Origin of the sequence: Hymenobacter sp. YIM 151500-1 (assembly GCF_025979885.1) — a bacterium.
In the GTDB taxonomy this organism is placed as follows: domain Bacteria; phylum Bacteroidota; class Bacteroidia; order Cytophagales; family Hymenobacteraceae; genus Hymenobacter.
In genome coordinates, this window is record NZ_CP110139.1 from 4156557 (window position 1) to 4182848 (window position 26292).

A 26292-nucleotide genomic window follows, 5' to 3' on the forward strand; every position below is an offset into this window, starting at 1 on the left:
TTCAGAAGATGCTCAGCTTTTTGCCGCGCACCACCCAGTAGCCCAGCAGGCCGCGTTGCAACGTGAGGCGGATGGTGCGGGCCGCAAGCGGCGACTGGTGCCTGGCATCCAGCGCAATGCGCTGCCGCACGCCGTCCACCTCCACTTCCACAAAGGCATCTTGTGCGCCGTAACCAGAACGGTTCACGATGGGCAAGGTTAGCTGGCGAATAGGGCCGGGGCTGAGGTAGGCGTTGAGGTTGAGCAGGACCACCGCCACCAACATGCCGAAGGCAACAGCAGTGTACACCAGCAGCACAGCCGCCGTCGTCAGCACATCTGCCAGCTGAGCCGGCGGCAAACCACTCTGGCGGCGGCGCCAGGCCAACCAGGGCATCAACCCCGCAGTAAGCAAAGCCGCACTGCCCAGCACCACCGCCCACAGCGTCCCCACCGAAACGAGCGTACCGGGGGCCAGCCGTAGCATACCCGCGCCCCACCCGATTCCCAGCAGAAACCAGCCCGCTCCCAGCAGCACGATACGGCTGGAGCCTGACGCTTTAGGAGCAGTGGCGGAGGAAGAAGTTGGCATTCGAGGCGCGCGGAACAGGTGACAGAATCAGCCCCAAAATAGACCACTAGCCCGCAGAAAAACCAACGGCCCACCGACACGCAGTCGGTGGGCGTGCAGGCCTGATGGCTACGGCACTGCTACTGCGACAGGCTGTAGCGGAGCTGTAGGCCGCCTTCGGTGGTGGTGTTGCGGAAGGCGTTTTGCACCCGCGGTTCGGTTATGTTCTTGGTGAAAAAGAACTGCAGGTTCAGGCGCTGGTTGAGCACGTAGTCGACCGTGGGGCGCAGCTGTACCTGGCGGGTGCCGTTGGTGGTCTGGCTGGAGGCGCGGCCCGGTTCGCCGGGGGTGCTGGCCGTAGGCTCCACCACATCCAGGATGGCCCGCTGAATGGCGAAGTTGTCCCGGATGCTCAGGTCGAGGCGGGCCGTCAGCTCGTTGCGGAGCACGCGCTGCTCGCCGCCAATGCGGAAGGGCAGCTTCAGGCGGTTGGTAACGTAGCCAAAACCCACCACGATTTCCTTGGAGTGCAGCTCCGTCACCTGGGCATTGGTGGTGTTCAGGCCCAGGTTCCGGTCGATGCGGTACTCCAGGCGGCCGGTCATCTGGCCGGTGGTCTGGAAGTTGAGGCCCACCAGCGGGGCCAGCCGCTCGGCAATGGTTACCTGGCTAATCACGTAGTACGGAATGAACTGCCCGCTGGCGTTGGTGAGGTAAGACAGCTGGCTGGGTTCCTCACCGTACACCGTGGCCGTGGTGAAGCCATTGATGTTGTAGGTCGAAGAATATGCGTGGTTCAAGGTGATGGAGCGGAAGAAACGCTGCATCAGCGGCAGGTTGGCCAGGCCGTTGTAGTCGATGCGCCAGTTGGGCACGGGCAGCAGCGCAAAGGGGTTGAACTTCTTCGGCTTGTAGTTGTCCGACGACTTGCCGCGGTACGCATCGAGGAAGGCTGGTAGCAGCACGTCCTGGGAGTTGTAGCTATAGGAGCCATTCACCTCCTGACCATCGGCGTTGAGGTTACCGGGCGCATCGGCCAGCCGGTCGCGCACCACCACCCGGTTCTGCACGAATCGGTTAAACGCCTTCGACCGTTCCCCCTTGGCACTCAGGTCCCCGAAAAGGGTCTGGATGGAGATAAACGAGGTGCTGAACGTGCCCGAGCCCAGCGGCTGCCGCGGCGCCAACCTGAAGCCACCCAGCGCGGTGGGGTCCGCTATGGGCTCCAGAGTTGTTTCATCCAGCAGGTTGCGGAAAAACTCTTCCCGGTTGAACACCTTCGTGCGCCGGCCGTCTAATTGAATGTTGAAGTCGCGGAAGGGCTCCAGGGCGGTGCGCAGGGTCAGGTTTTCGGTGAGCAGGGAGGAGAGAGGCGTGTTCAGGTACTGGCTATTGGTAGTGTACCAGCCGCGGGAAGCAGCCCGCTCGTGCAGCTCGTTCAGCGGATACTGGTACCCCAGCAGGAAGGGCACGCCCGGCGCATCGAAGTCACTGTTGAGCCCGAAGAAGCGGGTACCGGGCAGGTAGCCGGGCAGCAGGGTGCCGTTGGAGCGGGTGTAGGTGAAGTTCAAAGAGCGGGCCGTCATCAAGGAGCGCAACACCGCTTTCAACGCCCGCAGCTCCGGGCCGCGGGCCGAGTCGGCGCCGGCTACCCCGGTCCGGGCCGTATCGGCGGCAGCGGGGCGGCGCACCCGGCCGGTGGCATTGCCCCGGCCGGCGTCACCCTCGGGGCGCGGGGCAGGCGGCGGGGCATTGTTGATGATGTTCAGGAAGCGCACCTTGTTGTAGAGCTTTACCAGGTCGATGCGGCCATTGGCGCTCAGCTCCCCGTTGTTCTGAATGGTATTGCCCAGGTCCAGGGGTACGGTAGTCGTATCCGTTGGGTCACCGGGGCGGACCGGGGCGCGCAGGGCCGTGGAGGCAGCTTGCCAGGAGTAGTTGGCCGCGTAGCGCAGGTCGGCCGAAAGCCAGTCGGTGAGCGGGAACTTGTCCAGGGGCAGGCGGTAGGTGGCCGCCACGGTCTGGTTGAAGTTGGTGGTGCGACCCCCGCGGCGGAACAGGTTGTCGCGCAGCAGCTCCCGGTTACGCTCGGCCTCAGCCGAACTGCCGATGCTACGGCCGGGTCCTTCGTCCACCACGGCGCGGTTGGTGGCCGTGTAGTCCAGGGCCAGTCCCTTGGTCAGGTCCCAGCGCAGGTCGTAGATGCGGTTGAAGAAGAAGGCCTTCTGGAACACGCCCGGAATGCCATCCGTCACGGGCACCTGGCCGGGCTCCAGGGTGCGCTGCAAAAACCGCTCGTTGTAGCGGCGGTCCAGGTCGGCGCGGAAGGAGAAGCGCGAGGGCAGGGGCGTGAAGTTCACCTCTTGCAGCATCTTCAGGTAGGGCGAGTCGAAAGCCTTCACCTTGGCCAGGGGCGTGTAGCTGCGCGGCGTGGCCTGGTACACGTAAGCCAGGGCCCCGGTGTAGGTGCGGGTGTAGTCCCGGTCGGTGCGAATGTCGGTGTGTAGGCGCTCCGTGATAGAGTAGCTCACCGCAAAGTTCTCAATGTCGTAGGGCCGCACCTTTTTCTCCTGGTTGGTGCGCTCCTTACGCACATTCAGCAGGCTGATGCTGCGCTGGCTGGTTTGGTCCACTACTTCGCGGCGGTAATTGGCCCGTTCCTCGGCGGTTTCAAACTTCTGCAACGACTGGGTCAGGCGCGTGTCGGGGTCGAGCGGGTCGAACTCGGGGGCGCGGCTTTCCACCCCGGCTTGCACCAGCACCGGAATACGCAACCCCAGCTTCTCGGGCAGCAGCTTGTCGGCGGCCACGGTGGCGTTCAGGTCGCCGCGGGTAATGTTGTCGAGGGAGCGTTGCTGCACCCGGTCCTGCAAGCCGCCGAAGCCGTAGCTCACGAAGCTGCCCGTCGCCGTAATGTTGGCCAGGTCGGCCAGCTTGGCGTTGAAGCGGGCGGTGGCGGCCCAGCCGTTTTCCCGCTCAAAGTCAAACACGCGCAGCTCATTGGCCCAGATGCACAGGCTCTTGCTTGCGTTGTCGTCGCGGGGGTTCAGCACCCCAATCATCACGCCCTGCACCGCCGAAAAATCGGGGTTGCCTACCACGGTGATGGTAGCGCCGTTAGGCAAGGTGCGGCTGAAGGGCTTGGTGTAGTCTACGGCCCCGGCAGCCTGGGCATTACGGGCCGCCTTCACGTCCACGAAATCCTGAAAGCCCACGTCCACGCGGTTGGCTTCGGGCCAGATGGCATTGTCGGTCGTGGCTCCGCGCTCCGTTAGCACCAGGGGCAGCGAGTACTCGTAGTAGTTCTGGGTGTAGTCGGTGCCGATGCGCACGAAGCCCCGTACCTGCCCGCTGCGCACGGTTTGGTCGTCGCTTTCGGCGTGCAGAAACAGGCGCAGGCGCTTGTAGCGCAGCATGTTCAGGGTCACGTTCTTGTACGCTGCCTTGGCAAAGCCGTCGCGCAGGCCTTCCACGCACATGCGCAGGCTCTGCTCGTTCTGCTGGCGGTTCACCGTACCCGCGCCGTACTCCCGGTCGCGGCGGATGCCGGGCGGCGACACGTACGGAATGGCGTCGGTCTGGGCCTGCCCGCTCACGGCGCCGTTTTCCTCGATGCTGACCGTGGAAATATTGAAGGCGTCGGCGTCGGTGTCGGGGTTGATGATGGGCTGGGTGGGGTCGGCAATCTTGGTGAGGAAGCGGCGCCACTGGTTGGCCACAAACTGCGGCTGCACCATGCGCAGCACCACCGGCTGCTCCCAGCGCGTCAGGTACAGGCGCATAAACCGAATCGACTTGAACCCGAAGTCCTGGCCCGGCGGCACACCCACCACGCCCGTAGGCTGGCGCACCGGAATCCGGAACTGATACCAGGTTACTTCCTCGCCATTGGTGTCGGAGTTCTTGTTCGTGACTTTATCCACGATGTAGTTCTGGCCCACAGCCAGCTGGCCGGGGCGCAGCGTCATCCGGTACTCGTAGTACCGCTCCGTGTCCGTAATTACGTTGTCGCGGTTCAGGTCCTCTTTGTCGGGAAAAGCCGTCGACGACAGCTGGCTGTCCTCGGGCGAGTTGCCCTGCAAGCCATTGAAGTTTTTGTAGCGGGCCAGAATCTTGGCGTCCTGCTGGTCGTAGCTGGGGTCGAGGTGGTGGCGGAAGTTGTCGCGGGCCGGGTCCGGGCCGTACACAGCGTTGAAAAACGCCTGCTCGTCGGAGTCGCCGATGCCGTCGAGGCCCACGTCCTGCCGGGGCCGGGCGCCGGGCGCCGCACTGAAGGCGTCGGTGAGGAAAGGCTGGCGCGTCACGCGGCCCCACACGGTGCGCTCCGTGTCGGTTTGGTCGTCGGTGATGGGCAGGCCCTGCTCAAACTCATGGCGGTTGCCGTCCTTCAGCACATCTTCCGACACCGAGCCCAGGTTCAGGACCAGCTCCCCGCCGGTGGTGTTGTTTTCGTCGGTGCCTTCCTGGTCGAGCACGCGGCCGTTTTCGCCCTGAATGAAGGGGTCCATCAGCCAGAACTCCAGAAACTCCACGTTGGCATTGTCAAAGTCCGTGTCGAAGGTGATTTCGCGGGCAATGCCCCCGAAACGGGCGGCATTGTCGGCCGCGCCAGTGCGGGCAAACCGCCGCGGGTCCGTGCTCGATACGTTGGGCGTGAAGTTGTACTGGCCCCGCTCGTCGGGGAAGTAAGCCAGGTCCAGGGAGTACTCGAAGGAATTGCCGGCGGCGCCCAGCTCCCGCTTCGGGAAGATTTCGGTGCGCTTAATGCCGCGGGTATAGTGGTTTTTCAGGCTGATGTCGGAGCTGGCAATGTTGTCGGGCCGGCTCTGCCCGCCGGTATAGTAGGTCTGATCTACGGTGTACCAGGCCAGGTGGGCCCGGTTGTAGCCCGCTGCCAGGCCCGTGAGCGTGCCCCCCAGCCGCGGCGGCGCCGAAGCCAGCCGCCACACCACGGCCGCGTTCTGCCCGCCCAGGGTGTAAGGCGTGCGGGCATTCTCGAAGTCGTCGATGTACGACACGCCATTTTCGCCCCCGGTGTCGCCGTCGCCCAGCTTGGAGCGGCCCGGCAGCAGCTGGGCAAACTCCCCGCTGAACGCCACCGACGACGGCTCCTTGGTCGAAATCAGCGGCAGCATGTCGAGGTAACGCGTAATGGCCCGCGACTCGCGCCGCAGGTTCACGTCGAAGCCGTAGAGGGTGTTGTTGCCGGGCTCGTCGCCCAGGTTCACGCGGTTGATGCCGGGGGCCTGGTTTTCGCGCAGGTGCAGCACCGTGGCGCCCAGGTTTATGTCCGGCGACACCCGGTAGTCGAACCTAGCGCCCAGCAGGCGGCGGGGCTGCACCTGCACCAGGGCGTTTTTCTCGAACTGCACCCGCAGCTCATTGGCTGAGTTCAGGTAGCTGGCATTGAGGATTTTGACAATGGCCTGGTCGTAGAACACCTGGTAGTCGACGCCTTCTTGCAGCAGGGTGCTGCCCGCGTACACCCGCACCGAGCCCTCGGCCACGCCAATGCCGGGCAGGTTGATTTCGTTGGTAGCCGTGGCCTGATAGCGCCCGCGCAAAAAGAACTTGTCTTTTTCCTGGCGCTGCTGGGCGTCGCTCTGCACCTGCGTGTACAGCTCCCGGTACACGTAGCGCCGGGCCAGGTCCCGCTCCGTAATCGAGTTGGCCGTGTCAAACTGCGCGGCCAGGTAGGAGCCAAACGGCTCCACGTTCGGGAAAATCACCCGCCCCAGCTCCGGGTCGATGGTGATGCCGGGGAAGAAGTCGAAGTTGCCGTCGGGGTTCCGGTCGTTGTTGGGGTTTACGTTGTCGAGGTTGAGCACCTCAATCAGCGGGCGGTTGACAATGTTCTGTCCTTCCTTCAGGGAAATCAGGTCAACCCCCGTGATGTCGTCTTTGTAGACGATTTGCAGCTGGAAATTGTCGCGGTTGAGCTGGTTGGCGTTCAGCGGGTAGATGTTTTTCATCATCAGGTCCCACGTCGGCAGGTTGCGGGTCCGCAGGTTTTCGTTCTGCGGGTTCTGGCCGGGGTCGGCCAGACCCACGGCGGGGTTAGTGGCCTTCAGCAGCTTCAGAAAAATAACGTCGTTCTGGCCAGCCGTGGGGCCGTAGTCGTCCACGGTTTCGCCCACCTTGTACACCTTGCCGTTGAAGAGGTACTCGTACGACACGGCCAGCACCTGCTCGGGCAGCAGCTGGGTGTTCAGGGACAGGTAGCCGAGCTGGGCGTTGAAGGTGTACTCGCGCGGGTCCAGCTTGCGCGCCCGAATACGCTCATAGTCAATGGTTTTCTGCAGCTGCAGGTTTCCTTCCAGATAAGCGTCCACCTGCAAGTCGGAGCGGGTGCCGGCCAGTACCTGGCTGAACAAGGTGTTGGCCGCGTTTTGAGCCGGGGCGTTGGCGCCCGGCAGCTGAGCTTGCAGGAAACGGCTCCGGTACACGCGGCGCGGCTCGCCCACGTCCATGAGGCCCACCACGTTGCGCAGGTTTTCGGACGAGCGGTTGTCGTTGGTCACGTACACCTCCAGGCGGCGGATTTCCACCCCGCTCTGCACGGTAGGCAGGTTGCGCAGGGCCGCGTCGTACCGGTCGCGGAAAAACTGGCTCAGGAAGTAATGCCGGTCCCGCTCGTACTGGCTGGCTTTCAGCTCAAACGGCCGGCTCTGGCCCCCGTTCTGAATGCGCACCTCATCGGCCTGCCCGCGCAGGGTGCTGGCCACGGCCGTCACGGCCATGCGCCCGAACTGGAGCTGGGTTTTCACCCCGAACAGGTTTTGCCCACCCTGAATCAGGGAGTTATTCAGGGGCAAACTCACGTTGCCCAGCTCAATCTTGCGGATGATGTCGGTGTCGAAGCCCGTGTAGTCGAGCTTCATATTGTTCTCGAAGTCGAAGGCCGCGCGCGTGTCGTAGTTGAAGGTCAGGCGCAGCTTCTCCCCAATCTGCCCGGTCAGGTTCAGGTTGAGGTTCTGGTCGTACTGGAAGTCGCCTACGCGCTGCTGGCGCAGGGTTAGCGTGGGGTTTTCGTTTTTGTTGAACCGGGCGCCCAGGCGCAGGGTCACGGCTCCCTGGGGCCGGATGTCCACGTAGGAGCCCCCAAAAATCCGGTCGGCCATGGGGCCCAGGTAGATTTTCGGAATAAGGCGGCGCGCGACGGCCGAGCCCGAGTCGCCGACAACACCGCCGGCCGAGCGCTGGCGGAAGTAGTTGCGTACCGCTTGCTGCTGCTGCCAGCGCGAGTACTCCTGAAACGACATGCGGCTCGGGTCGCGGTAGTCCAGGCTTTCGCCCAGCCGCTCCCGGATGTCGAAGTTTTTGAGGCTGTCGTCGGGCTGCACGTCCAGCTGCACGTTGTTGGGCAGGGGCAGCACCAAGGGCGAGCGGCGGCGCTGCGGCGCCAGGGGCGTGCCCTGCCGGTCTTGGGGCGCCACGCGGGGGCGGCGGCTGGGGCGGTAGCGGGTGGTGTCGGTGCGGGGCGTGTCGGCAGCAAACGGAGCCTGGCGACCAAGCCGACCAGTGGGCCTAGCGGCGGGCAGCCAGGCCCACAGCTGCTCCATGGCAAAAGGCTCGGGGTTTCCGGTAGGTTTGGCCTGCGACCACCAGGCCAGCAACGACGCCGCGGCCACAATCGACGCCGCAAAAGACTTTTTACCGGTATTCAAGCGTCAATAGAATGGAATTCGGTTGAAGGGTTTCGCTTCTCGTATCCTGTTCGCAATAGCGCTGTAGCAGCCGGCCTGCCCGAGCAAGCCGAAACGAACAGCAAATAGGAAAAAACGAATAAATACTTAGTGCGACTTAAGAGCGAATTTAATCAATTCCTCCACGCTCAGGTCGTTGCCGTGCTTGTTTTGGATCTGGTCGAGGGTTTTCTCGGCCGCGGCCCTGGCAAAACCCAGCGTCACTAGTGCGGCTAACGCTTCGGTGCGGTTTGTATTGTGTGCTTTAGCCAGCGGCACGGTGTCAATACCAGCTTTGGCCAGCAGCTCGTCTTTGCGCAGCTTGTCTTTCAGCTCCAGCACCACCCGCTGCGCAGTCTTCGGCCCCACGCCCTTAATGCTCTGAATGGCGCGCACGTCTTCTTGCACAATGGCCTGCCGGATTTCGCCCACGCTCATGCTGCTCACCATCACAATGCCCGTGCCCGGCCCAATACCAGACACCGAAATCAGCTGCATGAACAAGGCCTTTTCGTTGGGGTCGAGGAAGCCGTACAGCGCCTGCCCGTCTTCTTTGATGTGCTGGTAGGTGTAAAGCTTAGCCTTTTCCCCATCGGCCGGCAGCTTGGAGTAGGTTGCCAAGGAAATCCGGATTTCGTAGCCGATGCCATTCACGTCGAGAATGGCCTGGGTGGGGTCTTTGTAGGCGAGCGTACCGTCAACGTAGGCAATCATGCAGGCAGAATAAGGAGTAGGAGCAGTTTCAACAACCCGAATACTGAATTTGTGCCAACCTACTTAGGATTCTAACTAGGTTAGTTAGGGTTGTGGCAAGTTATTTACAGAAGTTAGAAGTGAGTACTGAGCAGTGAAAGGTGAGACTCTTGTTCTGGCGGCCCGGTTGGATTGCTAGAACGAGAGTCTCACCTCTCACTGCTCAGTACTCACTTCTAATCTATTACAACCCCTTGCCGCCGGGGTGCTGAGCGTCGGCTACGGCAATTGCGGCCATGTTCACGATTTCGCGGACTGAGGCGCCCAGCTGAAGGATGTGCACCGGCTTGCGCATGCCCATCAGCACCGGCCCGATTACCTCGGCACCCCCGATTTCCTGGAGCACTTTATAGGCAATGTTGCCGCTAATCACGTTCGGGAAGATGAGCGTGTTGGCCCCGCCGTGGGCAGCCAGCTCCGAGAAGGGGTACTGCTCCTGAAGCAGGTCGGGGTTCAGGGCAGTGTTGGCCTGCATCTCGCCGTCCAGAATCAGGTCGGGGAAGCGCTGCTTGGCCAGCTCGGTGGCACGGCGGGCTTTGTCGGGCAGCTCGCCGGGGTTGGAGCCAAAGTTGGAGTAGCTGATGACGCCCACCCGCGGCTCGGTGTCGAAGAAGCGCACGGCGCGGGCCGTGAGGCCGATGATTTCCACCATTTCCTCGGCCGTGGGGTCGATGTTGACGGTGGTATCGGCGAAGAAGTAGGGTCCCTTCTTATGCTGGATGATATACATGGACGCCACCCGCTTCACCCCGTCTTCCACCCCAATCACCTGCAACGACGGGCTGATGCTCTTGCCGTAGTCCTTGCTCAGGCCGGTGATGAAGGCATCGGCCTCGCCGGTTTCCAGCATCATCGAGCCAAAGTAGTTTCGCTCGCGCAGCAGGCGGCGGCCTTCGTAGAGCGTGATGCCGCGGCGCTGGCGCTTCTGGTACAGCTTCTGGGCGTACTCCTCGCGCTTGGCTTCCTGCTGCAGAATGTCGATAATCTCGCAGCCTTCCAGGTCCAGGGAGTTTTCCTGGGCAATGCGCGCAATCTTGTTGCGGTTGCCGAGCAAAACGGGCTGGGCAATGCCTTCGTCGTGCAGAATCTGGGCCGCCTTCAGGATTTTGTAGGTGTCGCCCTCGGCAAACACCACGCGCTTGGGGTTGGAGCGGGCCGCCTGCGTGATGCGGTTCATCAGCTTCTGGTTCACGCCGAGGCGGGCGCGCAGCTCGTCCTCGTAGGCCACGAAGTCATCAATCTGAATGCGGGCCACACCGCTTTCCATGGCCGCCTTAGCTACGGCCGGGCTCACCGTCGTAATCAGGCGCGGGTCCAGGGGCTTGGGAATCAGGTAGGTGCGGCCAAAAGCCAGGGTGTTGTCGCCGTAAGCCCGGTTTACCATGTCGGGCACGGGCTCCTTGGCCAGGTCGGAGAGGGCGCGCACGGCGGCCAGCTTCATGGCCTCGTTGATTTCGGTGGCGCGCACGTCCAGGGCCCCGCGGAAGATGTAGGGGAAGCCCAGCACGTTGTTGACCTGGTTGGGCGTGTCGGAGCGGCCGGTGGCCATAATCAGGTCGGGGCGGGTGCTGGTAGCCAGCTCGTAGCCGATTTCGGGCTCGGGGTTGGCCAGGGCAAACACGATGGGGTTCGAGGCCATTTTCAGCAGAAAACCCGCCGGCAGCACCTTGGGCGCCGACAGCCCCACGAACACGTCGGCGCCTTCCATGGCCTCCTCCAGGGTCCGGATGGGGCGGGTAGTGGCAAATTGCAGCTGCAAGTCGGCCAGGTCGGTGCGGGCCGGCGTGATGATGCCGTCCTTGTCGAACACCACCACGTTTTCGATTTTCAGGCCCAGAGCCACGTACAGGCGCAGGCAGCTGATGGCCGCCGCGCCGGCCCCGCTCACCACCATCTTCACGTCCTCAATCCGCTTGCCCACCAGTTCCAGGGCGTTGAGCAGGGCCGCCGACGAAATGATGGCCGTGCCGTGCTGGTCGTCGTGCATGAGCGGAATGTTCATCTTCTCGCGCAGCTCCGTCTCGATGCGGAAGCACTCCGGGGCCTTGATGTCCTCCAGGTTGATGCCCCCAAACGTGGGCTCCAGAGACTTCACAATGCGAATGAACTCGTCGGGGTCGGTGGCGTCGATTTCAATGTCGAAGCAGTCGATGCCCGCAAACTTCTTGAACAGCACGCCCTTGCCTTCCATCACCGGCTTGGAGGCGTCGGGCCCGATGTTGCCCAGGCCCAGCACGGCCGTGCCGTTGCTGATAACGCCCACCAGGTTGCCCTTGGCCGTGTACTTGTACACTTCTTCCCGGTTGGCGGCAATTTCCTTGCAGGGCTCGGCTACGCCCGGCGAGTAGGCCAGGGCCAGGTCGAGCTGAGTGCTGACGGGCTTGGTGGGCACCACCTCAATCTTGCCGGCGGGGTTCTGGGAATGGTAGTTGAGGGCGTCCTGTTTGTTTATTTTCAGCATGAAACAAGGCAGTAGGTGAGGCCTCCGGCCGGAAGCCGGAAAGCAAGATGCGGCAAATACTACGCGGCCCCAAAGGTACGGACGGGCTCGGGGATAGAAACAGAAAAGAATGCCCCGAACCAGGCTGGCTCGGGGCAACTAAAACGGGTAAGCGCCGACAACGGTAACGGCAGCAGCTACCCTTTCACAATCAGCTTCTGGCCCGGCTTCACCTCGTCCGATTTCAGGTTGTTCAGCTCCCGCAGCTTTTCCACCGTCAGGCCCTGGTAGCGGCGGGAAATGTTGTAAAGCGTGTCGCCAGGCTGCACCAAGTGTACCTTGGGGGTGGGCACTGGCTTTTCACTCGCCGACAGGGCCGCGCGCCGCACGGGACCCTGCGCGGCAGCAGCCGTTTCGCGGGTAGCGGCAATCAGTTGCTCAGCATCCGGCAAGGCCCGCAGGCGCAGCGTCTGACCAGGGGCCAGGGTTTCGGCGGTAAGGCGGTTCCAGCTCATAAGCTGGGCTACGGTGAGGCCGTGGGTGCGGGCTATTTTCTCCAGAAAGTCGCCCGGCCGCACCACGTACGAAGCAGGCAGCGTATCATCGGCCGCAACAGCGGCTACTGCGGGCCGGCTTTCCGCTTCCTTCACGGGCCGAGCTGCCGCGCGGGCCGCCGGCCGGGCTGCCTCAGCCGCTTGGCGCGGCCGGCTAGGTGCTACGGCCGCTAGGGCTGCCGGTACGGCGGTGGTATCAGCGGCTTTCGTGCTACCTGATGCCGCGGCAGCTTCCGCCGGTGCTGAGGCTGCTGCGGGCACTGCTACGTGCGCCGGAACCACCACCGGGCGGCGCACCGGAGCAGCTGCCACTGCTGGAGCGGTAGTGGCAGCGGGCGAAGCAGCGGGCAAGGGCACAAACACCACCAGCTGCCGCCGCGGCGCCAGGGCCGTGCCTTTCTTCAGGCCATTCCAGCGGCGTACCTCGGTGGGGCTTACGTCGTAGCGGGCGGCTACTGAGGCCACGGTTTCGCCGCGCTTCACGGTGTGGCGCAGGCGGCGGTGGCGGGGCTGGGGCTGTTGAGGCGCTTCGCGTGGGGCGCCTTCCGCCAGCAGGCTCCGGGTGGGGAACGGCTCGACGCCCAGCAGCTGCACGGAGCGCGGGGCCACGGGGCGGGGCAGCTCGGCCAGGGGCCGGCAGTAGTCAAACAGCGTTTCGCGGTCCACCACGGTCAGGGCCGGGCGGGCGGCAGCGGGCAGCTGCACGGCGTAGGGCCGGTAGCCCTGGGGCAGCCACGGCTTGCGCAGCTCGGAGTTGTAGCGCAGCAAAGCCGATGAGTCGGTATAGCCGCAGGCGCGGGCCAGGCGGGTCAGGTCGAAGGCGCGGCCGCCGAGGTGCAAGGTGTCGAGCTGCTCGGCGTACTGGTAGCGCAGCTCCGGTGCGTGCAACTGGTGCTGCTGGGCGTACTTCATGGCGTACATAATGGCCGTGAAGGTGGGCACGTAGTTGCGGGTTTCAGCCGGCAGGTGGCTGTGCACGTCCCAGTAGTTTTTCTTGCCGGTGCGCCGCAGCACCCGCTGCATGTTGCCGGCGCCCCAGTTGTAGGCAGCCAGCACCAGTTCCCAGTCATGGAATACGCCGTAGAGGTAGCGCAGGTGCTTGCAGGCCGCCTCGGTGGCTTTTTCGGGGTTCATTCGCTCATCTACCCACTCGTCGCGGCGCAGGCGCAGGTCGTTGGCCGTGGGGCCCATGAACTGCCAGAGCCCGGTGGCACCCACCCGCGACTTAGCCGTCGGAATCAGCGCCGATTCCACCACGGCCAGGTACTTAAGGTCGGTGGGCAGGTTGTACTTGGCCAAGTACTTCTCGAAAAGCGGAAAGTAAAGATTTTCGCGCTCCAGCACCCGCTGCGTGTAGGTCCGCTGCCGCTCCGTGAACAGGCGCACGTAAGCCAGCACGTGCCCATTAAAGACGTGGGGCACGTCCGTCTCGAAGCAGCCGATACGGTCCGCTACCAGGTCGCGCAGCTCGGGCGGGGTGCGCAGCCAAGCCAGCTTCACCGAGTCGATGGGCGGAACGGCTACCAGCGTGTCGGGCAGCAGCTCCAGCGTGACCTGTAGCGAATCGGTGGGCAGGGGAGAAGAGGTAGCCGGCTGCGGCTCAGCGGGCGGCTGGGGCACTTCGGGCCGGACCTGGGCCTGGGCCGGACGCCCCAGCACCGAGGCCAGCAACACGGGAACAGCGGCGCGCAGCAACAGCTTCTTCATCTTCGTTATTTACTACTCGTCAACTCAGCCGGACCCACAACCTGCTGAGTTGCAGCTCAGCGCATCGCCAAAAATAGAAGAGAAGCGGAAAAATGCCAAACCGGACCAATACCCCGGCGCTGGACGCCGGCCCGCGTGCACAAAATCATCCTGAATTGGACTGACAGGCCGTTGCCCTGCATCGGGGTACTGGTTTTATGCGGGCGTAGCCGCCAGGGTTTCGGTAAACGAATTGGCAAACGCCAGCAGGTGCTCCTCGCGGAAAGCGCCGCTCAGAATCTGCAAGCCGATGGGCAGGCCTTGGGAATCCTGGCCGGCGGGCACCGAAATGGCCGGTACGCCAGCCAGGGAGGCCTGCACGGTGAAAATGTCCGCCAGGTACATAGCCAGCGTGTCCTTGTTCACGTCGCCGATGTGGAAGGCCGTGGTGGGCGTGGTGGGCAGCACCAGGAAATCGTACTGGCGCAGCAGCTCGTCGGTGGTGTCCTTGATCAGGCGGCGCACCTGCTGGGCTTTGGTGTAGTAGGCGTCGTAGTAGTCGGCCGACAGCACGAAGGTGCCCAGCAAAATCCGGCGCTGCACCTCGGGCCCGAAGCCCTGGGCGCGGGTTTTCTTGTAGAGCGACTCCAAGTCGGTGGCTTCGGGGGCGCGGTAGCCGTACTTCACCCCGTCGTAGCGGCTCAAGTTGGAGGACGCCTCGGCCGTAGTCAGGATGTAGTACGTCGGGACAATGTAGTCCAGGTAGGGAAACTCCACAGCTTCTACCACGTGGCCTTGCCCGCGCAGCAGGTCCAGGGCCTGCTCGGTGGCGGCTTTGATTTCCGGGTTCAGGCCCGGCCGCTCCAGGCAGTCCCGGATGTAGCCGATGCGGTAGTGGGGCGCGGGCGTCAGTAGCTGGCTGTAGGCCGGCACCGGGCGCTGGCTCACGGTGCTGTCAAAATTGTCGGGGCCGGCCATGACTTCCAGCAGCAGGGCCGCATCTTCCACCGAGCGGGTCAGCGTGCCAATCTGGTCGAACGACGAGGCGTAGGCAATCAGCCCGTAGCGCGAAATGCGCGAGTAGGTAGGCTTAAAGCCGACAATGCCGCAGAAAGCCGCCGGCTGCCGCACCGAGCCGCCCGTGTCGGAGCCGATGGAAGCCAGGCACATATCGGCCTGCACCGCCACGGCTGAGCCCCCCGACGAGCCGCCGGGCACTCGCTCCGGGTCGATTTCGTTGCGGGCCGGGCCGAAGTAAGACGTTTCGTTGGAAGCGCCCATGGCAAACTCGTCGCAGTTCTGGCGCCCAATCAGGATGGCGTCCTCGTCGAGCAGGCGCTGCACGGCCGTGCCCGTAAACAGGGACTTGAAGCCGTCGAGGATGTGGCTGCTGCTTTGCAGGCTGTGGCCTTCGTAGGCCAGCACGTCCTTCAGCCCAATCACCATGCCGGCCAGCTTGCCGGCCGTGCCGGCGGCGAGCTTGGCGTCCACGGCCTCGGCCTGGGCGCGGGCCTCCTCGGGCCACACTTCCAGAAAGGCATTGAGGTGTTGTTTGCGCTGGATGTTATCCAGATAATACTCCACGAGCTGACGACAGGTCGTGGTGCCTGCCGTCAGCTCGTGACGAACTTCCGTGAGCGAGTTGAAGCGTCTCAAATCGAAAAGAAGGTTAAGCGAGTTGGTCGAGGCGGGGCCGGTCTTCGGGAGTGTGCGAAGGCGGCGGCGTGGCAGCGTCAGGAGCTGCGGGCGTTACGACCGGCGGGGCGGGCACATCCTGGGCCGAGGGCGCCGGAATGGCCGGCTGCACGGGCTCTTGGGTGTAGGCGTGCGGCTGCTGAAACTGCTGCTGGTAGGGCGACTGGGGCTGGCCGGCGTTTTCAAACTCGCTGCGAATCTCGCGGGAGGCGTCTTTGAATTCCCGGATGCCCTTGCCCAGGCCGCGCGCCAGTTCCGGAATCTTGTTGGCCCCGAAGAAAATCAGAATGACAACCAGGATGAGCATAATCTCACCGCCGCCCAGGTCGCCCAGAAAAAGAAGAAAAGGCGTACTCATGGCACAGGCAGATTAGTAGCGCGGGGCTGTGGGGTCGTTGGGATTCGCCGGCCGGTCCCGGAACTCGGGTTTCTCCTCCTTCGAGGCGTCCTTGAACTCCCGAATGCCCTGGCCCATGCCGCGGAACAGCTCAGGAATGCGCTTCGCGCCGAACAGGAGGATAATGGCGACGATAATGAGGAGGATTTCGGTGGTGCCGAGTCCGCCAAATGCAAGCAGAAAAGGGGCAGAATTCATGGGTCAATGGCTGGCTAGCCGTTTGGAGTGGCAAAGCTTCCTATACGCAGTGCAGAGCACAAAAGGATTGGTAAAGGTACCCGATAATTTTCAAATCAGTTCCTCGCTCCCGCCATTTCAACGAGCCTGTGGGCCCTGCTTGGCAAATGGTTGGGTTGGCCGGGCAAATGAGGAGCTTCAGCGGATTGAGAGCTGCTAACCCTCAATTCGTGTGCTATTTGCTAGTCGGTTTGGTGGGCTTTGCTGGCAGTGAGCAGCAAGTCGCTCTACTTCTTACTTGCTATTTCTTACCCGATGACTGCTAAAGCGGCGCGTTCTGCCGGAGCCCGGCCGGCCACACTATTCTCTGCCCATTCCCTGACTCCCGAACCGCTACGGCCGGAAGCACCGCACTCTTACGTTACGCTGCCAGCCCTGCCCGAAAACAGCTTGGACAATGTAGTGGAGCTGGCCGCCATCTTCTGCCAAGCGGCCGGAGCGGTACTGCTGCTGGCCGACGACACCCCAGGGCCGCGGGCAGCACAGCAGATGCCGGGCGGCGCGGAGGTTGAAGCTTGGCTCGGAAAAGTTGTCTGGCACCACGCCCGGTTGACTTCGGATGTGTTTGAGGTGGAAGAGGCTGCGTTGGAGGCGGGGCTTCAGAGTGAGCCGGCCGCCAGCCAAGCGCCCCGCCGGTTTTGCGCCGGAGCACCGCTGGTAGCAGCCGATGGCCGGTTGCTGGGCGTGCTCTGCGTCCTCGACACAGTGCCGCGCCGCCTGCTGGAGCCGCAGCGCCACGCCCTGCGCGTGCTGGCCCGCGAAGTGGTGGCGCACCTGGAGCTGCGGCGGGCCCACCGGCAGTTGGAGCAGGAGCAGGGCCGGCTGGAAAACCTGCGGCACCTGGTGATGACGGCTTCTGAGGCGCTGCGTTTTGCGGGCGGCCCCGCCGACGTGTTCATCAAGCAAGACCACAAACTCATGCGGCTGAGCACGGCCGACATCCGCTACGTGGAGGCTTTGGGCGACTACGTGAACATCTACACCCGCTACGAGCGGTACACCGTGTACAACACCATGAAAGAGCTAGAGGCCAGGCTGCCCGCCCACGACTTCGCCCGCGTCCACCGCAAATATATTGTGCGCCTGGACCGGATTGTCGCCATTGAGTCAGATGCCGTGGTGGTGGAAGCCAGCCGCAGCACCGAGGCCGCAGCCGGCGTTATTTCGGTACCCATCGGCAACTCGTACAAGGCAGCGCTTCTGGGACGGATTAGCTTGATTTAGGCATCGCCTTACCTATTGCGCCCGCTGCTCCGGAAAAAGAACATTTCAACGAGAAAAACTAACCTTTCAGCGAATTTGATACACGAAATGCTTCCCCGTAGGCTATCTTTCGTCATGTTATCGGGGATTGCCCCAGAGTTGCTTCGTCTAGTTACTAGGCAGCGGCTCGGGGGGAGGGATTACTGATAGCTAAGTTTGTTTTCATAGCTCAGAAAGACACCGCATCCTATGCGGTGTTTTTTTATGCCCGATGGTGGTGAGTTGTCATTGCGAGGCGGAGCCAATCCGTCCTTCTCCGGGCGCTAAGCGTCCGACCTAGCTAAAGCTTTGCCGTGGCGCCTCACCCCCCAGCCCCCTCTCCGAAAAAGGAGAGGGGGAGCCTGGCGTCATATTATACAACTGGTTCCTGACTTCTAGCAGATGTCAGGGGTTTTTCGTACTCGGTTGCTTGGATAGAGAAAAGGACGGCTTGACGCCGCTTGATGCGCGGAATGTCCTGCCTCCGCGCAATGACAGCGGGCTACTTGCGGCCCAGCCAGTTTTCGGGGTTGAGGTTGGAGCTGTTGTGCCAGACTTGAAACTGGACTTCGGCCGTGCCTTCGGCGTCGGTGTAGACGGTGCCGATGGGTTGGCGGGCCTGGATGGTCTGGCCTTCGCTTACGCTTACGCTGCGCAGCTTGGCGTACACCGTGAAGTAGTCGCCGTGCTGCACCATCACAATGGTGTTCATGCCGGGCACGCTGGCTACGGTCAGCACCTTGCCGTCGTAGACGGCGCGTACGGGCTCCCCGGAGGTGGTCTGGATGTCGACGCCGCGGTTTTCGACCACCACGTTTTTCAGCACGGGGTGGTTGTGGCGGCCGAAGCGCTGGCTGATGAAGCCCCGGCCCACGGGCCAGGGCAGGCGGCCCCGGTTTTCGCGGAAGGAAGAGGCCAGCTCGGCGGTTTCGGGGGTGAGCGTAACCCGGTCGGTGCGCTCAGCGGCCGTTTCGGCAGCGGCTTCGGCGGCGGAGCCGGTGCGGGAGGTGGCGCCGGGGCTGCGTGAGGGGCTGGTAGCACCGGATGAGCGGCGGGCCGTGGCGGCACCGCGGGCGGCGGCTCGCCGGGCGGCGCGGGCAATTTCTTCGCGCACCCGCTGGGCAATCAGGTTGTCGAGGCGACGCACGCCCTGCTGGCGCCGGGCCAGCTCCTGGCGCAGGTTCTGCTCCTGCTGGGTCAGCTTGGTAACTACCTGGTCCTGCTGGGTTTTCAGCGTCAGCAGGTTGCGCTTCTCCGACAGCTGGGTGTTGAGCAGCTGGCCTTTCTCGTTCTGCTTCACCCGCAGGCCGGTAAGCTGGGTGCTCAGGCGCTGCTGGGTGTTGCTGATTTGGGCGGCCTGGGCCTTGCGCACCTCGGCGTACTGCTGAATGTAGCGCAGGCGCAGCATAAGCTGGTTGAACGACTCCGACGCAAACAGGAACATGATGCGGTTGTAGCCGTTGGCCGTTTTGGAGCCGGCATAAATCAGGCGGGCGTACTCGGCCTTGAGCTGCTCCAGGCTCTGGCGGGTGCGCTGCACCTGGGTTTCGGTCTGACGCACGTCGGTTTCCAGGTAGCGCAGCTCGTTGCTGATGTCCTTGATGACATTCTGCTGCACGTTCAGCTTTTCCTTCAAGGCGTTCAGCTGGCCCACGGAGGCTTGCTTCTGGCGCTGGGTCTGCTCCAGAATGCGGCTGGTTTCGCGGATGCGCCGCAGGGTGTTGCGCCGCTCCCGCTCCAGCTGGGCCTTGGTTTTGCGGCCGCTGCGCTGGGCCGCTGCTTCCGTCGGCAGCAGCAACAGGAGGACGGCCCAGCACAGCAGCAGAAGCGGCAGCAGCTGCCCGAATCTACTTTTTACGCGCATAGCCTTTGGGCACCGAAAACGGGAAGGAAAGCCGTTCCTTGTCCAGGTCGACGTTGCGGTATTGCACCGACACGGTGGCCGGCTTGCCCTGGGGCTGCTTCAGCTGAAGCAGGGTAGCGTGGGCAAACAGCTGGTTACGTGGGGGCAGGGGCTGGAAGGCGGAATAGTCGACGGTGAGGCTGTTCTGGGTTTGCTGGTCCTGCACCGAGAGCTGCTGCACCCGGCCCTTGGCAATGTCGATGAGCTGCTGCACCAACAGGCCACGCTGCTCGTACTGCACCCGCTGCATAGGGCCTTCGGTGGCCACAGTGGGCGCCACCTCGCCGGCCGGGGTGACGGGCAGGTAGTCGCCCAGCAGCAGGGCCTGCACCCGCTCAAAGGTGACGGGCACGTTGAGCAGGCGGCTCAGGTAGGCGTAGTCGCCGGCGTAGTACTCGCGCTGCAACGGAAACAGCACCTTCACCGAGTCGCGGGTGATGTAGGCCCGGAACCCCTCAATGCCCAGCGAAGCCGACATCCAGATTACACTGTCGCGCCGCACGCGCACGTTCACGTTGGCCGTTTGCTGCACTCCCGGAAAGTCGATGCTGACTTTGCCTCTGGCTTTCAAATAGCGAAATTCCACGTTGGTGGCTTTCACCATTTCGGGAGTTTTGGCCGCAGCTGCGGCCGATTTGCCGGGCAGCAGCTTGCGGCTGCATCCAGCCGAAGTCAGGCCCAGCACGGCGCACAGCACCAGCACAACGCGGTTACTCATACAGTTTCTTGTCTTTAATCTTACGGTCAATGAGCGGGGAGGCGCCGCCCCGCTTCTGGGCGCGCTGCCACTGCGCCAGGGCCTGCTCCTTCTCGCCCAGCTGGTAGAGCACGTCGCCGTAATGCTCGATGACGGTGGCGTCGGAAGTAGAGCGCAGGGCTTTTTCGAGGTGCTGGCGCGCCCCGGCGTAGTCTTTCAGCTTATAGAGCACCCAGGCGTACGTGTCCAGGTAGGTGTCGTTGTCGGGAAACTGCTTCACCAGCTTGCCGGCCATTTCCTTGGCCTTGTCGAGCTGCAAGCCGCGCAGGGCTAGGTAGTAGCTGTAGTTGTTCAGGGCCTGGGCGTTGTTGGCGTCGAAGGCCAGGGCGGCTTCGTAGGCCGCGTCCGACTTGGCGTAGTCTTTCACCTCGTGGTAGGCGTCGCCGAGCTGGGTGTCGAACTGGGCCAGCAGCTCGGGGTTATCGGTGGCCAGCTTGCGGCCGTACTCCAGGGACTTGATGCCTTTGGCGGGCTGCTTTTTCAGCAAGTGGCCCACGCCGTTGTAAAACCACAGCGGGGCCTGGTTCGGAAACAGCTCCAGGGCCTGCTCGGTGTGGCGCAGCAGGGAATCGGTCTGGCTTAGCTCGGCGTCAATCAAGACCACCTGCTGCCAGATTTGGTAGCGGGAGTTGTCGAGGCGCAGGGCTTTGAGGTAGTTGGTGCGGGCGTCGGCGCGCTTTTCTACCACCGTCTGAATGTCGCCGGCAATGGAAAAGGCCTTGGCCTCCTTGGGGTGGACGCGGGTGGTAATGGCGGCCAGCTCTAGGGCGGTTTGGTTGAGGGCCGGGTTGGGCAGCTGCTTGATGTAGTCGACCAGGATGCGCACCTTGTCGTCGATGTCGAGCAGGGTGCTTTCAAAGGCCAGCTTCACCTGCTTCTGCGACTCGGCGGGGTTGTTCTGCTGGCGGTACACGTCGGCCAGAATCATCCGGGCGCGGGGGTTATCGGGGTCCTGCTTCAGGGCCTGCTCCGCCACCCGAATAGCATCAGGGAAGCGGTTGTTGGCGGCGTACATCTGGGCCTGGGCCAGCACGTAGCGCACCTGGTCAGGGTTGGCCTTGATTAGGGCCTCGCCTTCCTTGAGGGCCTGATCGAGGTTGTTTTGCTTGAGGTAGATCTGCTGCTTTTTGAACGACACCTCTTCCAGGGTGCCAAACTGCTTCTCGGCCCGCTCAAACGTGGCCAGCGCCTCGTTCAGCTTGCCCTGGGCCAGGTAGAGGTCGGCCAGGTTGAAGAGGTAGTAGCCCGAGTCGGGCACGTCGCGGATAAGGGTGGTGTACACCTCGGCGGCCTGGTCGTACTGCTTGCGCGAGGCGTACACCTGGGCCAGCAGCAGGTAGTAGTAGGCGTTGTCGGGGTCGAGGCGCACGGCGGCCTGCGCAAAATTGGTGGCGTCTTCGAGGTTGCCGCTGAGCAGGTTGGTTTCGGCTATCTTGTAGTTGACGGCCGCATTGGTCGGGTTGAGGGCGTAGGCCTTCAGAAACCGTTCCTGAGCCCGGTTGTACTCTTCGAGCAGCAGCAGGCGCACGCCATCCACGAAATAGGCTTCGCTCTGTTCCCGCTCCTTTTCCGAGAGGTAGCGCTGCTGGCGCTGCACGGCTTCCACGGCCGCCCGCCGGGCCAGGTCCCGCCGCTCTTTGCGGGTGAGCTTGCGCGGTTTGGCGGGCTTGGCCGGCTTCTCCGCCGACTTGCCAGCTGGGCGGGCAGGTTGCTGGGCCAGCGCCGTAGCGGGCCAGCTGCCAAGCAGGATGAGGATACAACAAACAACGAAACGCATTCGGCAAAAGCGCGGGGACGGCCCGCCAGTCAGGAAGAACACAACAAGATACCCAAAACGACGGGGTGGCCCCGCGCTTCTGCGTAACGTAGGCGGCGACGAAATTACTTCATTTGTGGATAAGACGTTGCGGCGCGCAGCGGAATAGCCTGGCGTGCAGCTAAACGAAAACGCCGCCGGCTTGTGAGGAGCCGGCGGCGTTTGTTGCTTTTACATTGTGAGCTTGGCTTACACGCGCAGCGTGTTGTAGTCGCCCAGGCTGAGGTCGGCGGGGTCGCTGGTGACGGTGGCGTGGTTGCCGATCATGGAGTTGGTGACGTTGGCGTGCAGCACCGAGGCCGAAGTTTGCACGATGCTGTTGGTTACCACCGAGCTGCGTACGTTGCTGTGGTTGCCAAGCGACACGTGCGGACCCACCACCGAGTCGGTGATAATGGCACCTTCGCCCACGTACACCGGCGGAATCAGCACGGAGTTGGTGATGTGGGCCGACTCGGCCACCAGATTTTCGCCGCGCTCCTGCAAATACTCCAGGTAGCGCTGGTTGGTGTACACGGTGGCATCCTTGTTGCCGCAGTCCAGCCACTCGGTTACGCGGCCGGGCACGAAGGTAGTGCCCTGGTTTTTCATGTTTTCGAGGGCGTTGGTGAGCTGGTACTCACCCTTGTCCTTGATGTCGTTGTCGAGCAGGTATTGCAGCTCCCGGCGCAGGTACTCGCCGTCCTGGAAGTAGTAGATACCAATGATGGCCAGGTCCGACACAAACTCCTGGGGCTTCTCCACGAAGTCGGTAATCTGGCCCTGCTCGTTCAGCTTCACCACCCCAAACGGCCGCGGGTCGTCGACGCGCTGCACCCAGATGGTGCCGGGCACGCTGGAGTCGAGGGTGAAGTCGGCTTTGAATAGCGTGTCGGCGAAGGCCACCACCACCGGCCCGCTCAGCGCCGACTGAGCGCACAAAATAGCATGGGCCGTGCCCAGGGGCTCGTCCTGGTAGTGAATGGTGCCGCGCGCGCCCACCGACTCGGCGATGCGCACCAGGTTTTGCTCTACTTCGCTGCCGAAGCGCCCGATGATAAAGGCCACTTCCTCCACGGGCTCCCCGCACACCTTGGCAATGTCCTCGACGAGCCGCTGCACAATGGGCTTGCCGGCAATGGGAATCAGGGGCTTGGGAACGGTGAGGGTGTGGGGGCGCATGCGCTTGCCCATGCCAGCCATCGGGACGATGATTTTCATATGGAAAGAGTAGTTAGAAGTGTCGGAAAAGAAGAAAGGTTAAGCCAAAGAAGCAGCGGCAGCAGGCTCGCTGAGCAGCTCGGTGAGCAGCTCCGGGTCGATGTTGCCCCCGCTGAGCACGGCCACGGCCGACTGGAAAGCCGGCAGCTCGGCGCGGTGGTGCAGCAGAGCGGCCAGGGCCAGGGCCGCCGTAGGCTCCACTACCAGGTGCGTCTGCATCAGCAAAAGCTTGGTTACGTGCCGGATTTCCGCTTCCGTTACGGTGACAATATCATCTACGTACTGGCGGATGTGGGCAAACGTTAGGTCGCCGAGCCGGAGCGTACGTACGCCATCGGCCAGGGTACGGTTGGTTTCGGCGGCGCTTAGCTCCACAATTTGTCCGCTACGAAAGCCAGCCTGAGCATCGGCAGCCAGCTCCGGCTCCACCCCGATAATGCTGACGTTGGGCTTCAAGGCTTTCAGCGCCAGCGCCGTGCCGCTAATCAGCCCGCCCCCGCCCACGGGCACCACCACCAGGTCCACGGAAGGCAAGTCCTCGAAGATTTCCAGGCCCACGGTGCCCTGACCCGCAATGATGTAGGGGTCGTTGAAGGGCGGCACCAGCACGTAGGGCTGCTCTTCCAGCAGGCGGGCGGCCACGTCTTCGCGCTTTTCGCGGGCCGGGTCGTAGAGCACCACCTCGGCTCCGTAGCGGCGGGTAGCTTCCACCTTCACGCGGGGCGCGTTAGTGGGCATCACAATAACAGCTTTGATACCCAGGCGCTGGGCGGCAAAGGCTACGCCCTGGGCGTGGTTGCCGCTGGAGTAGGCAATAACCCCGCGCTGCAACTCTTCCGGTGTAAGGGCCAGAATCCGATTGGCTGCCCCCCGAATCTTAAAGGAGCCAATCGGTTGCAGGTTCTCCGGCTTCAGCCAGATAATCCCCTCGCCGCCCGCCCCAAAAAACGGCAGCAGCGGCGTCCGTAAAATGGTGCCTGCTATCCGAGCCTGCGCCTGCTGTACGTCGTGGAGGGAAACCATCTTGATAGAAGTGAGAAGTTAGAGGTGAGAAGTTAGAAAGTGGAAGTAAGAAAAAGGGAAGAACGTCATGCTGAGCGGAGCCGCAGGCGGAGTCGAAGCATCTCTACCGCTTCATTGGGCAAGCATCAGAAGTTAGCCAGAGGTAGAGATGCTTCGGCAAGCTCAGCATGACGTTCTTTTTCTTCTGTTTCTCACTTCTCACCTCTTACTTCTCGCTTCTATGAAGTGCCGGTGCTGCCGTAGCCGCCGGTGCCGCGGGAGGTTTCGCTGAGCGTTTGTACGGGCTGCCACTGCACGGTTTCGTGGCGGGCTACTACCAGCTGGGCAATTCGCTCCCCGTCGTGCACCACGTAGTCCTGGTCGGAGAGGTTGACGAGCAGCACTTTCAGCTCACCGCGGTAGTCGGCGTCGATGGTGCCGGGACTGTTGACAATGCCGATGCCGTGCTTGAAAGCCAGGCCGCTGCGGGGGCGCACCTGCATTTCGTAGCCCACCGGAAGTTCCAAAAACAGCCCCGTCGGAATTAGGGCCCGCTGCAAGGGGCGCAGCAGCACCGGCGCGTCGAGGTGGGCGCGCACGTCCAGGCCGGCGGCGTGGGCCGTCTGGTACTCCGGCAGCGGGTGCCGCGACTGGTTGATAACCGAAATCTGCATAGCCGCAAAGATAGAAGGCCGCTGTAAGCTCCAAGCTATAAGCGGCAAGCCGCAAGCTTTTCTCAGAACGAAAGCTTGAAGCTTGCCGCTTATAGCTTGGAGCTAAAAAACAGTTACACCGTCCGCAGCCTTTTCCCTTCCACAGCCGCTACCAGGACCACAAACCCCAGCACCAGCACTGCGTGCCAGGCATAGCGCAGCCACGCGGCCTCGAAGCGCACAAACCAGCCCAGCGCCACCACGCCCACGGCCAGCAGCAGCCACAGGCCCAGGCGGGCGGCGGGGTAGGGCACCGGGAAATGCCGCTCGCCCAGGCGCCAGCAGAGTATGGCCATGGTAAAATAGCAGACCAGCGTAGCCAGCGCCGAGCCCAGGTAGCCAAGCAGCGGAATCAGCAGGAAGTTCAGAGCCACCGTTAGCACGGCCCCGCCCAGGCTGATGTAGGTGCCGTAGTAGGTTTTGTCGGTGAGCTTAAACCATACCGACAGGTTGTAGTACACCCCCAAAAACAGGTTTGCCAGCAGCAGAATGGGCACCACCTCCAGCCCCTCGCGGTACTCGGGGCGCCGCAGAAACAGGGGGCCCAGCCAGTCGAGGTTGAGGCTCACACCCACAAAAATCAGGGCGCAGCACAACGTAAACCACTTCAGCACCAGGGCAAACGTCAGGGGTGAGTTTTTGTCGTTGCTCTGGGCAAAGAAGAACGGCTCGGCCGCATAGCGGAAGGCCTGAATGACCAGCTGCATGAAGATGCTGAGCTTGTAGCAGGCCCCAAACACGCCCAGGGCCGCCAAGTTGCTTTGGCCGGGATAGAAGCCTTCGGGCAGCCAGAACTTCAGCATCAGCCGGCTCAGCATCTCGTTCACCATGCCAGCCAGGCCCATAACCATGATGGGCGCGCCGTACTGCCACAGGGCCGGCAGCTCGGGCCAGTCGAGGTGGAAGCGGAAGTCGCGCAGCTCCCGCCACAGCAGCGGCAGGTACAGGGCATTGGCCAGCAGGTTCATCAGAAACACGTAGCCCACGCCCAGGCTTGGGTTGTAGATGGCCGCCACCAGGGGCCGCAACTGCGGCAGGTACTTGCCGGCGTACACATCGGCGCAAAACACCACGAAAAACACCGTCAGCGCCACATTCACCGCCACATTCAGCAGCCGGATGCCAGCAAACTTGCGGGCCTTGTTTTCCAGCCGCAGCCGGGCAAATGGGATGCTGACCACGGCGTCAATGCCCATGATCAGGGCCAGCCAGTACACGTACCGCTTCAGGCCAGGGTAGCGCAACGCCTCCACAATGGGCGTGGCCAGCACCATGAGCAGCCCACTAATCACGGCGCTGCTCAGCAGCAGCAGGCTCAATACGCGGTTGTAGAGGGCGGCCCGGTCGGCGCCGGGGCGGTTGGCAAAGCGAAAAAACGAGGTTTCGAGTCCGTAGGTGTACAGAATGTTGAAGAACGCCACGTAGGCGTACAACTCCGTCACGATGCCGTACTCGGCCGGCGCAAACCGCGCCGTGTAGATAGGCACCAGCAAGTAGTTGAGCACGCGCCCCAAAATGCTGCTCACCCCGTACACCGCCGCCTGCGAGGCCAGCTTTTTGGCTACGCTCATTTCAGTAATTAGGTAGTAGGAATTAGTAAGTAAGAAGTGATAGTCAGGACTCCATAATCGGGCTGGTAGGGCCTCCCTGCTGTTCACGGGC

The 26292-nt window shown here is 63.0% G+C and carries 16 protein-coding genes; 1 reads left to right on the top strand and 15 read right to left on the bottom strand.

What is annotated here, in order from left to right; all coding sequences use genetic code 11:
- Nucleotide 1: 1 nt before the first annotated feature.
- From OIS53_RS17275 to OIS53_RS17310, 8 genes are all read right to left on the bottom strand, one after another.
- Entirely contained in the window at nt 2-571 is a 570-nt protein-coding gene (locus OIS53_RS17275) for a hypothetical protein (protein WP_264679823.1), read from the bottom strand.
- A 119-nt stretch (nt 572-690) separates the two neighbouring features.
- Nucleotides 691-8217, bottom strand: a complete 7527-nt coding sequence (sov, locus tag OIS53_RS17280) for a T9SS outer membrane translocon Sov/SprA (RefSeq protein ID WP_264679824.1) — start codon at nt 8215-8217, stop codon at nt 691-693.
- Between the two features lie 126 nt (nt 8218-8343).
- Nucleotides 8344-8949, bottom strand: a complete 606-nt coding sequence (gene ruvA / locus OIS53_RS17285) for a Holliday junction branch migration protein RuvA (protein ID WP_264679825.1) — start codon at nt 8947-8949, stop codon at nt 8344-8346.
- A gap of 223 nt (nt 8950-9172) precedes the next feature.
- Nucleotides 9173-11449, bottom strand: coding sequence for an NADP-dependent malic enzyme (locus OIS53_RS17290; protein ID WP_264679826.1), 2277 nt, complete (start codon nt 11447-11449; stop codon nt 9173-9175).
- 176 nt (nt 11450-11625) lie between these two features.
- Nucleotides 11626-13689: a LysM peptidoglycan-binding domain-containing protein gene (locus tag OIS53_RS17295; protein ID WP_264679827.1), complete on the bottom strand. Its 2064-nt coding sequence runs from the start codon at nt 13687-13689 to the stop codon at nt 11626-11628.
- Nucleotides 13690-13884: 195 nt separating this feature from the next.
- Nucleotides 13885-15324: an Asp-tRNA(Asn)/Glu-tRNA(Gln) amidotransferase subunit GatA gene (gatA, locus tag OIS53_RS17300; RefSeq protein ID WP_264679828.1), complete on the bottom strand. Its 1440-nt coding sequence runs from the start codon at nt 15322-15324 to the stop codon at nt 13885-13887.
- A 13-nt stretch (nt 15325-15337) separates the two neighbouring features.
- On the bottom strand, nt 15338-15721 hold the full coding sequence (locus tag OIS53_RS20410; protein ID WP_319805465.1) for a Sec-independent protein translocase subunit TatA/TatB: 384 nt from the start codon (nt 15719-15721) through the stop codon (nt 15338-15340).
- 12 nt (nt 15722-15733) lie between these two features.
- Complete coding sequence (locus OIS53_RS17310; protein WP_264679829.1) at nt 15734-15958, bottom strand: Sec-independent protein translocase subunit TatA/TatB; 225 nt, start codon at nt 15956-15958, stop codon at nt 15734-15736.
- 294 nt (nt 15959-16252) lie between these two features.
- Between OIS53_RS17310 and OIS53_RS17315 the strand changes: the two genes are divergently transcribed.
- Nucleotides 16253-17221, top strand: a complete 969-nt coding sequence (locus OIS53_RS17315) for a GAF domain-containing DNA-binding protein (RefSeq protein WP_264679830.1) — start codon at nt 16253-16255, stop codon at nt 17219-17221.
- 520 nt (nt 17222-17741) lie between these two features.
- Here the strand turns inward: OIS53_RS17315 and OIS53_RS17320 are convergent.
- The 7 genes from OIS53_RS17320 to OIS53_RS17350 all read right to left on the bottom strand — a co-directional run bounded on the left by OIS53_RS17320 (nt 17742) and on the right by OIS53_RS17350 (nt 26201).
- The gene (locus OIS53_RS17320; RefSeq protein WP_264679831.1) at nt 17742-19103 is read right to left on the bottom strand and encodes a murein hydrolase activator EnvC family protein; all 1362 of its coding nucleotides are present in this window, start codon (nt 19101-19103) and stop codon (nt 17742-17744) included.
- Nucleotides 19087-19860 carry a DUF4292 domain-containing protein gene (locus OIS53_RS17325; protein ID WP_264679832.1) on the bottom strand — a complete coding sequence of 258 codons (774 nt, stop codon included), beginning with the start codon at nt 19858-19860 and terminating at the stop codon, nt 19087-19089. The genes OIS53_RS17320 and OIS53_RS17325 overlap by 17 nt, the downstream gene beginning before the upstream one ends.
- Nucleotides 19853-21676: a tetratricopeptide repeat protein gene (locus OIS53_RS17330; RefSeq protein ID WP_264679833.1), complete on the bottom strand. Its 1824-nt coding sequence runs from the start codon at nt 21674-21676 to the stop codon at nt 19853-19855. Before OIS53_RS17330 ends, OIS53_RS17325 begins: the two co-directional genes overlap by 8 nt.
- Before the next feature lie 228 nt (nt 21677-21904).
- A complete protein-coding gene (locus OIS53_RS17335) occupies nt 21905-22915 on the bottom strand; it encodes a sugar nucleotidyltransferase (protein ID WP_264679834.1) in 1011 nt (336 codons plus the stop codon).
- Between the two features lie 39 nt (nt 22916-22954).
- Nucleotides 22955-23938, bottom strand: coding sequence for a threonine ammonia-lyase (locus OIS53_RS17340; protein ID WP_264679835.1), 984 nt, complete (start codon nt 23936-23938; stop codon nt 22955-22957).
- Nucleotides 23939-24156: 218 nt separating this feature from the next.
- Complete coding sequence (gene dut / locus OIS53_RS17345) at nt 24157-24591, bottom strand: dUTP diphosphatase (protein ID WP_264679836.1); 435 nt, start codon at nt 24589-24591, stop codon at nt 24157-24159.
- A gap of 113 nt (nt 24592-24704) precedes the next feature.
- Entirely contained in the window at nt 24705-26201 is a 1497-nt protein-coding gene (locus tag OIS53_RS17350) for a lipopolysaccharide biosynthesis protein (protein ID WP_264679837.1), read from the bottom strand.
- Between the last annotated feature and the right edge of the window lie 91 nt (nt 26202-26292).

Excerpts from the sequence above, each read along its gene's own strand:
- OIS53_RS17350 (WP_264679837.1), bottom strand. The coding sequence starts at position 26,201 with ATGAGCGTAGCCAAAAAGCTGGCCTCGCAGGCGGCGGTGTACGGGGTG.
- ruvA (WP_264679825.1), bottom strand. The coding sequence starts at position 8,949 with ATGATTGCCTACGTTGACGGTACGCTCGCCTACAAAGACCCCACCCAG.
- OIS53_RS17330 (WP_264679833.1), bottom strand. The coding sequence starts at position 21,676 with ATGCGTTTCGTTGTTTGTTGTATCCTCATCCTGCTTGGCAGCTGGCCC.
- OIS53_RS17290 (WP_264679826.1), bottom strand. The coding sequence starts at position 11,449 with ATGCTGAAAATAAACAAACAGGACGCCCTCAACTACCATTCCCAGAAC.
- OIS53_RS17275 (WP_264679823.1), bottom strand. The coding sequence starts at position 571 with ATGCCAACTTCTTCCTCCGCCACTGCTCCTAAAGCGTCAGGCTCCAGC.
- OIS53_RS17325 (WP_264679832.1), bottom strand. The coding sequence starts at position 19,860 with ATGAGTAACCGCGTTGTGCTGGTGCTGTGCGCCGTGCTGGGCCTGACT.
- OIS53_RS17335 (WP_264679834.1), bottom strand. The coding sequence starts at position 22,915 with ATGAAAATCATCGTCCCGATGGCTGGCATGGGCAAGCGCATGCGCCCC.
- dut (WP_264679836.1), bottom strand. The coding sequence starts at position 24,591 with ATGCAGATTTCGGTTATCAACCAGTCGCGGCACCCGCTGCCGGAGTAC.
- OIS53_RS17310 (WP_264679829.1), bottom strand. The coding sequence starts at position 15,958 with ATGAATTCTGCCCCTTTTCTGCTTGCATTTGGCGGACTCGGCACCACC.
- OIS53_RS17295 (WP_264679827.1), bottom strand. The coding sequence starts at position 13,689 with ATGAAGAAGCTGTTGCTGCGCGCCGCTGTTCCCGTGTTGCTGGCCTCG.
- OIS53_RS20410 (WP_319805465.1), bottom strand. The coding sequence starts at position 15,721 with ATGAGTACGCCTTTTCTTCTTTTTCTGGGCGACCTGGGCGGCGGTGAG.
- OIS53_RS17315 (WP_264679830.1), top strand. The coding sequence starts at position 16,253 with ATGACTGCTAAAGCGGCGCGTTCTGCCGGAGCCCGGCCGGCCACACTA.
- OIS53_RS17340 (WP_264679835.1), bottom strand. The coding sequence starts at position 23,938 with ATGGTTTCCCTCCACGACGTACAGCAGGCGCAGGCTCGGATAGCAGGC.
- OIS53_RS17320 (WP_264679831.1), bottom strand. The coding sequence starts at position 19,103 with ATGCGCGTAAAAAGTAGATTCGGGCAGCTGCTGCCGCTTCTGCTGCTG.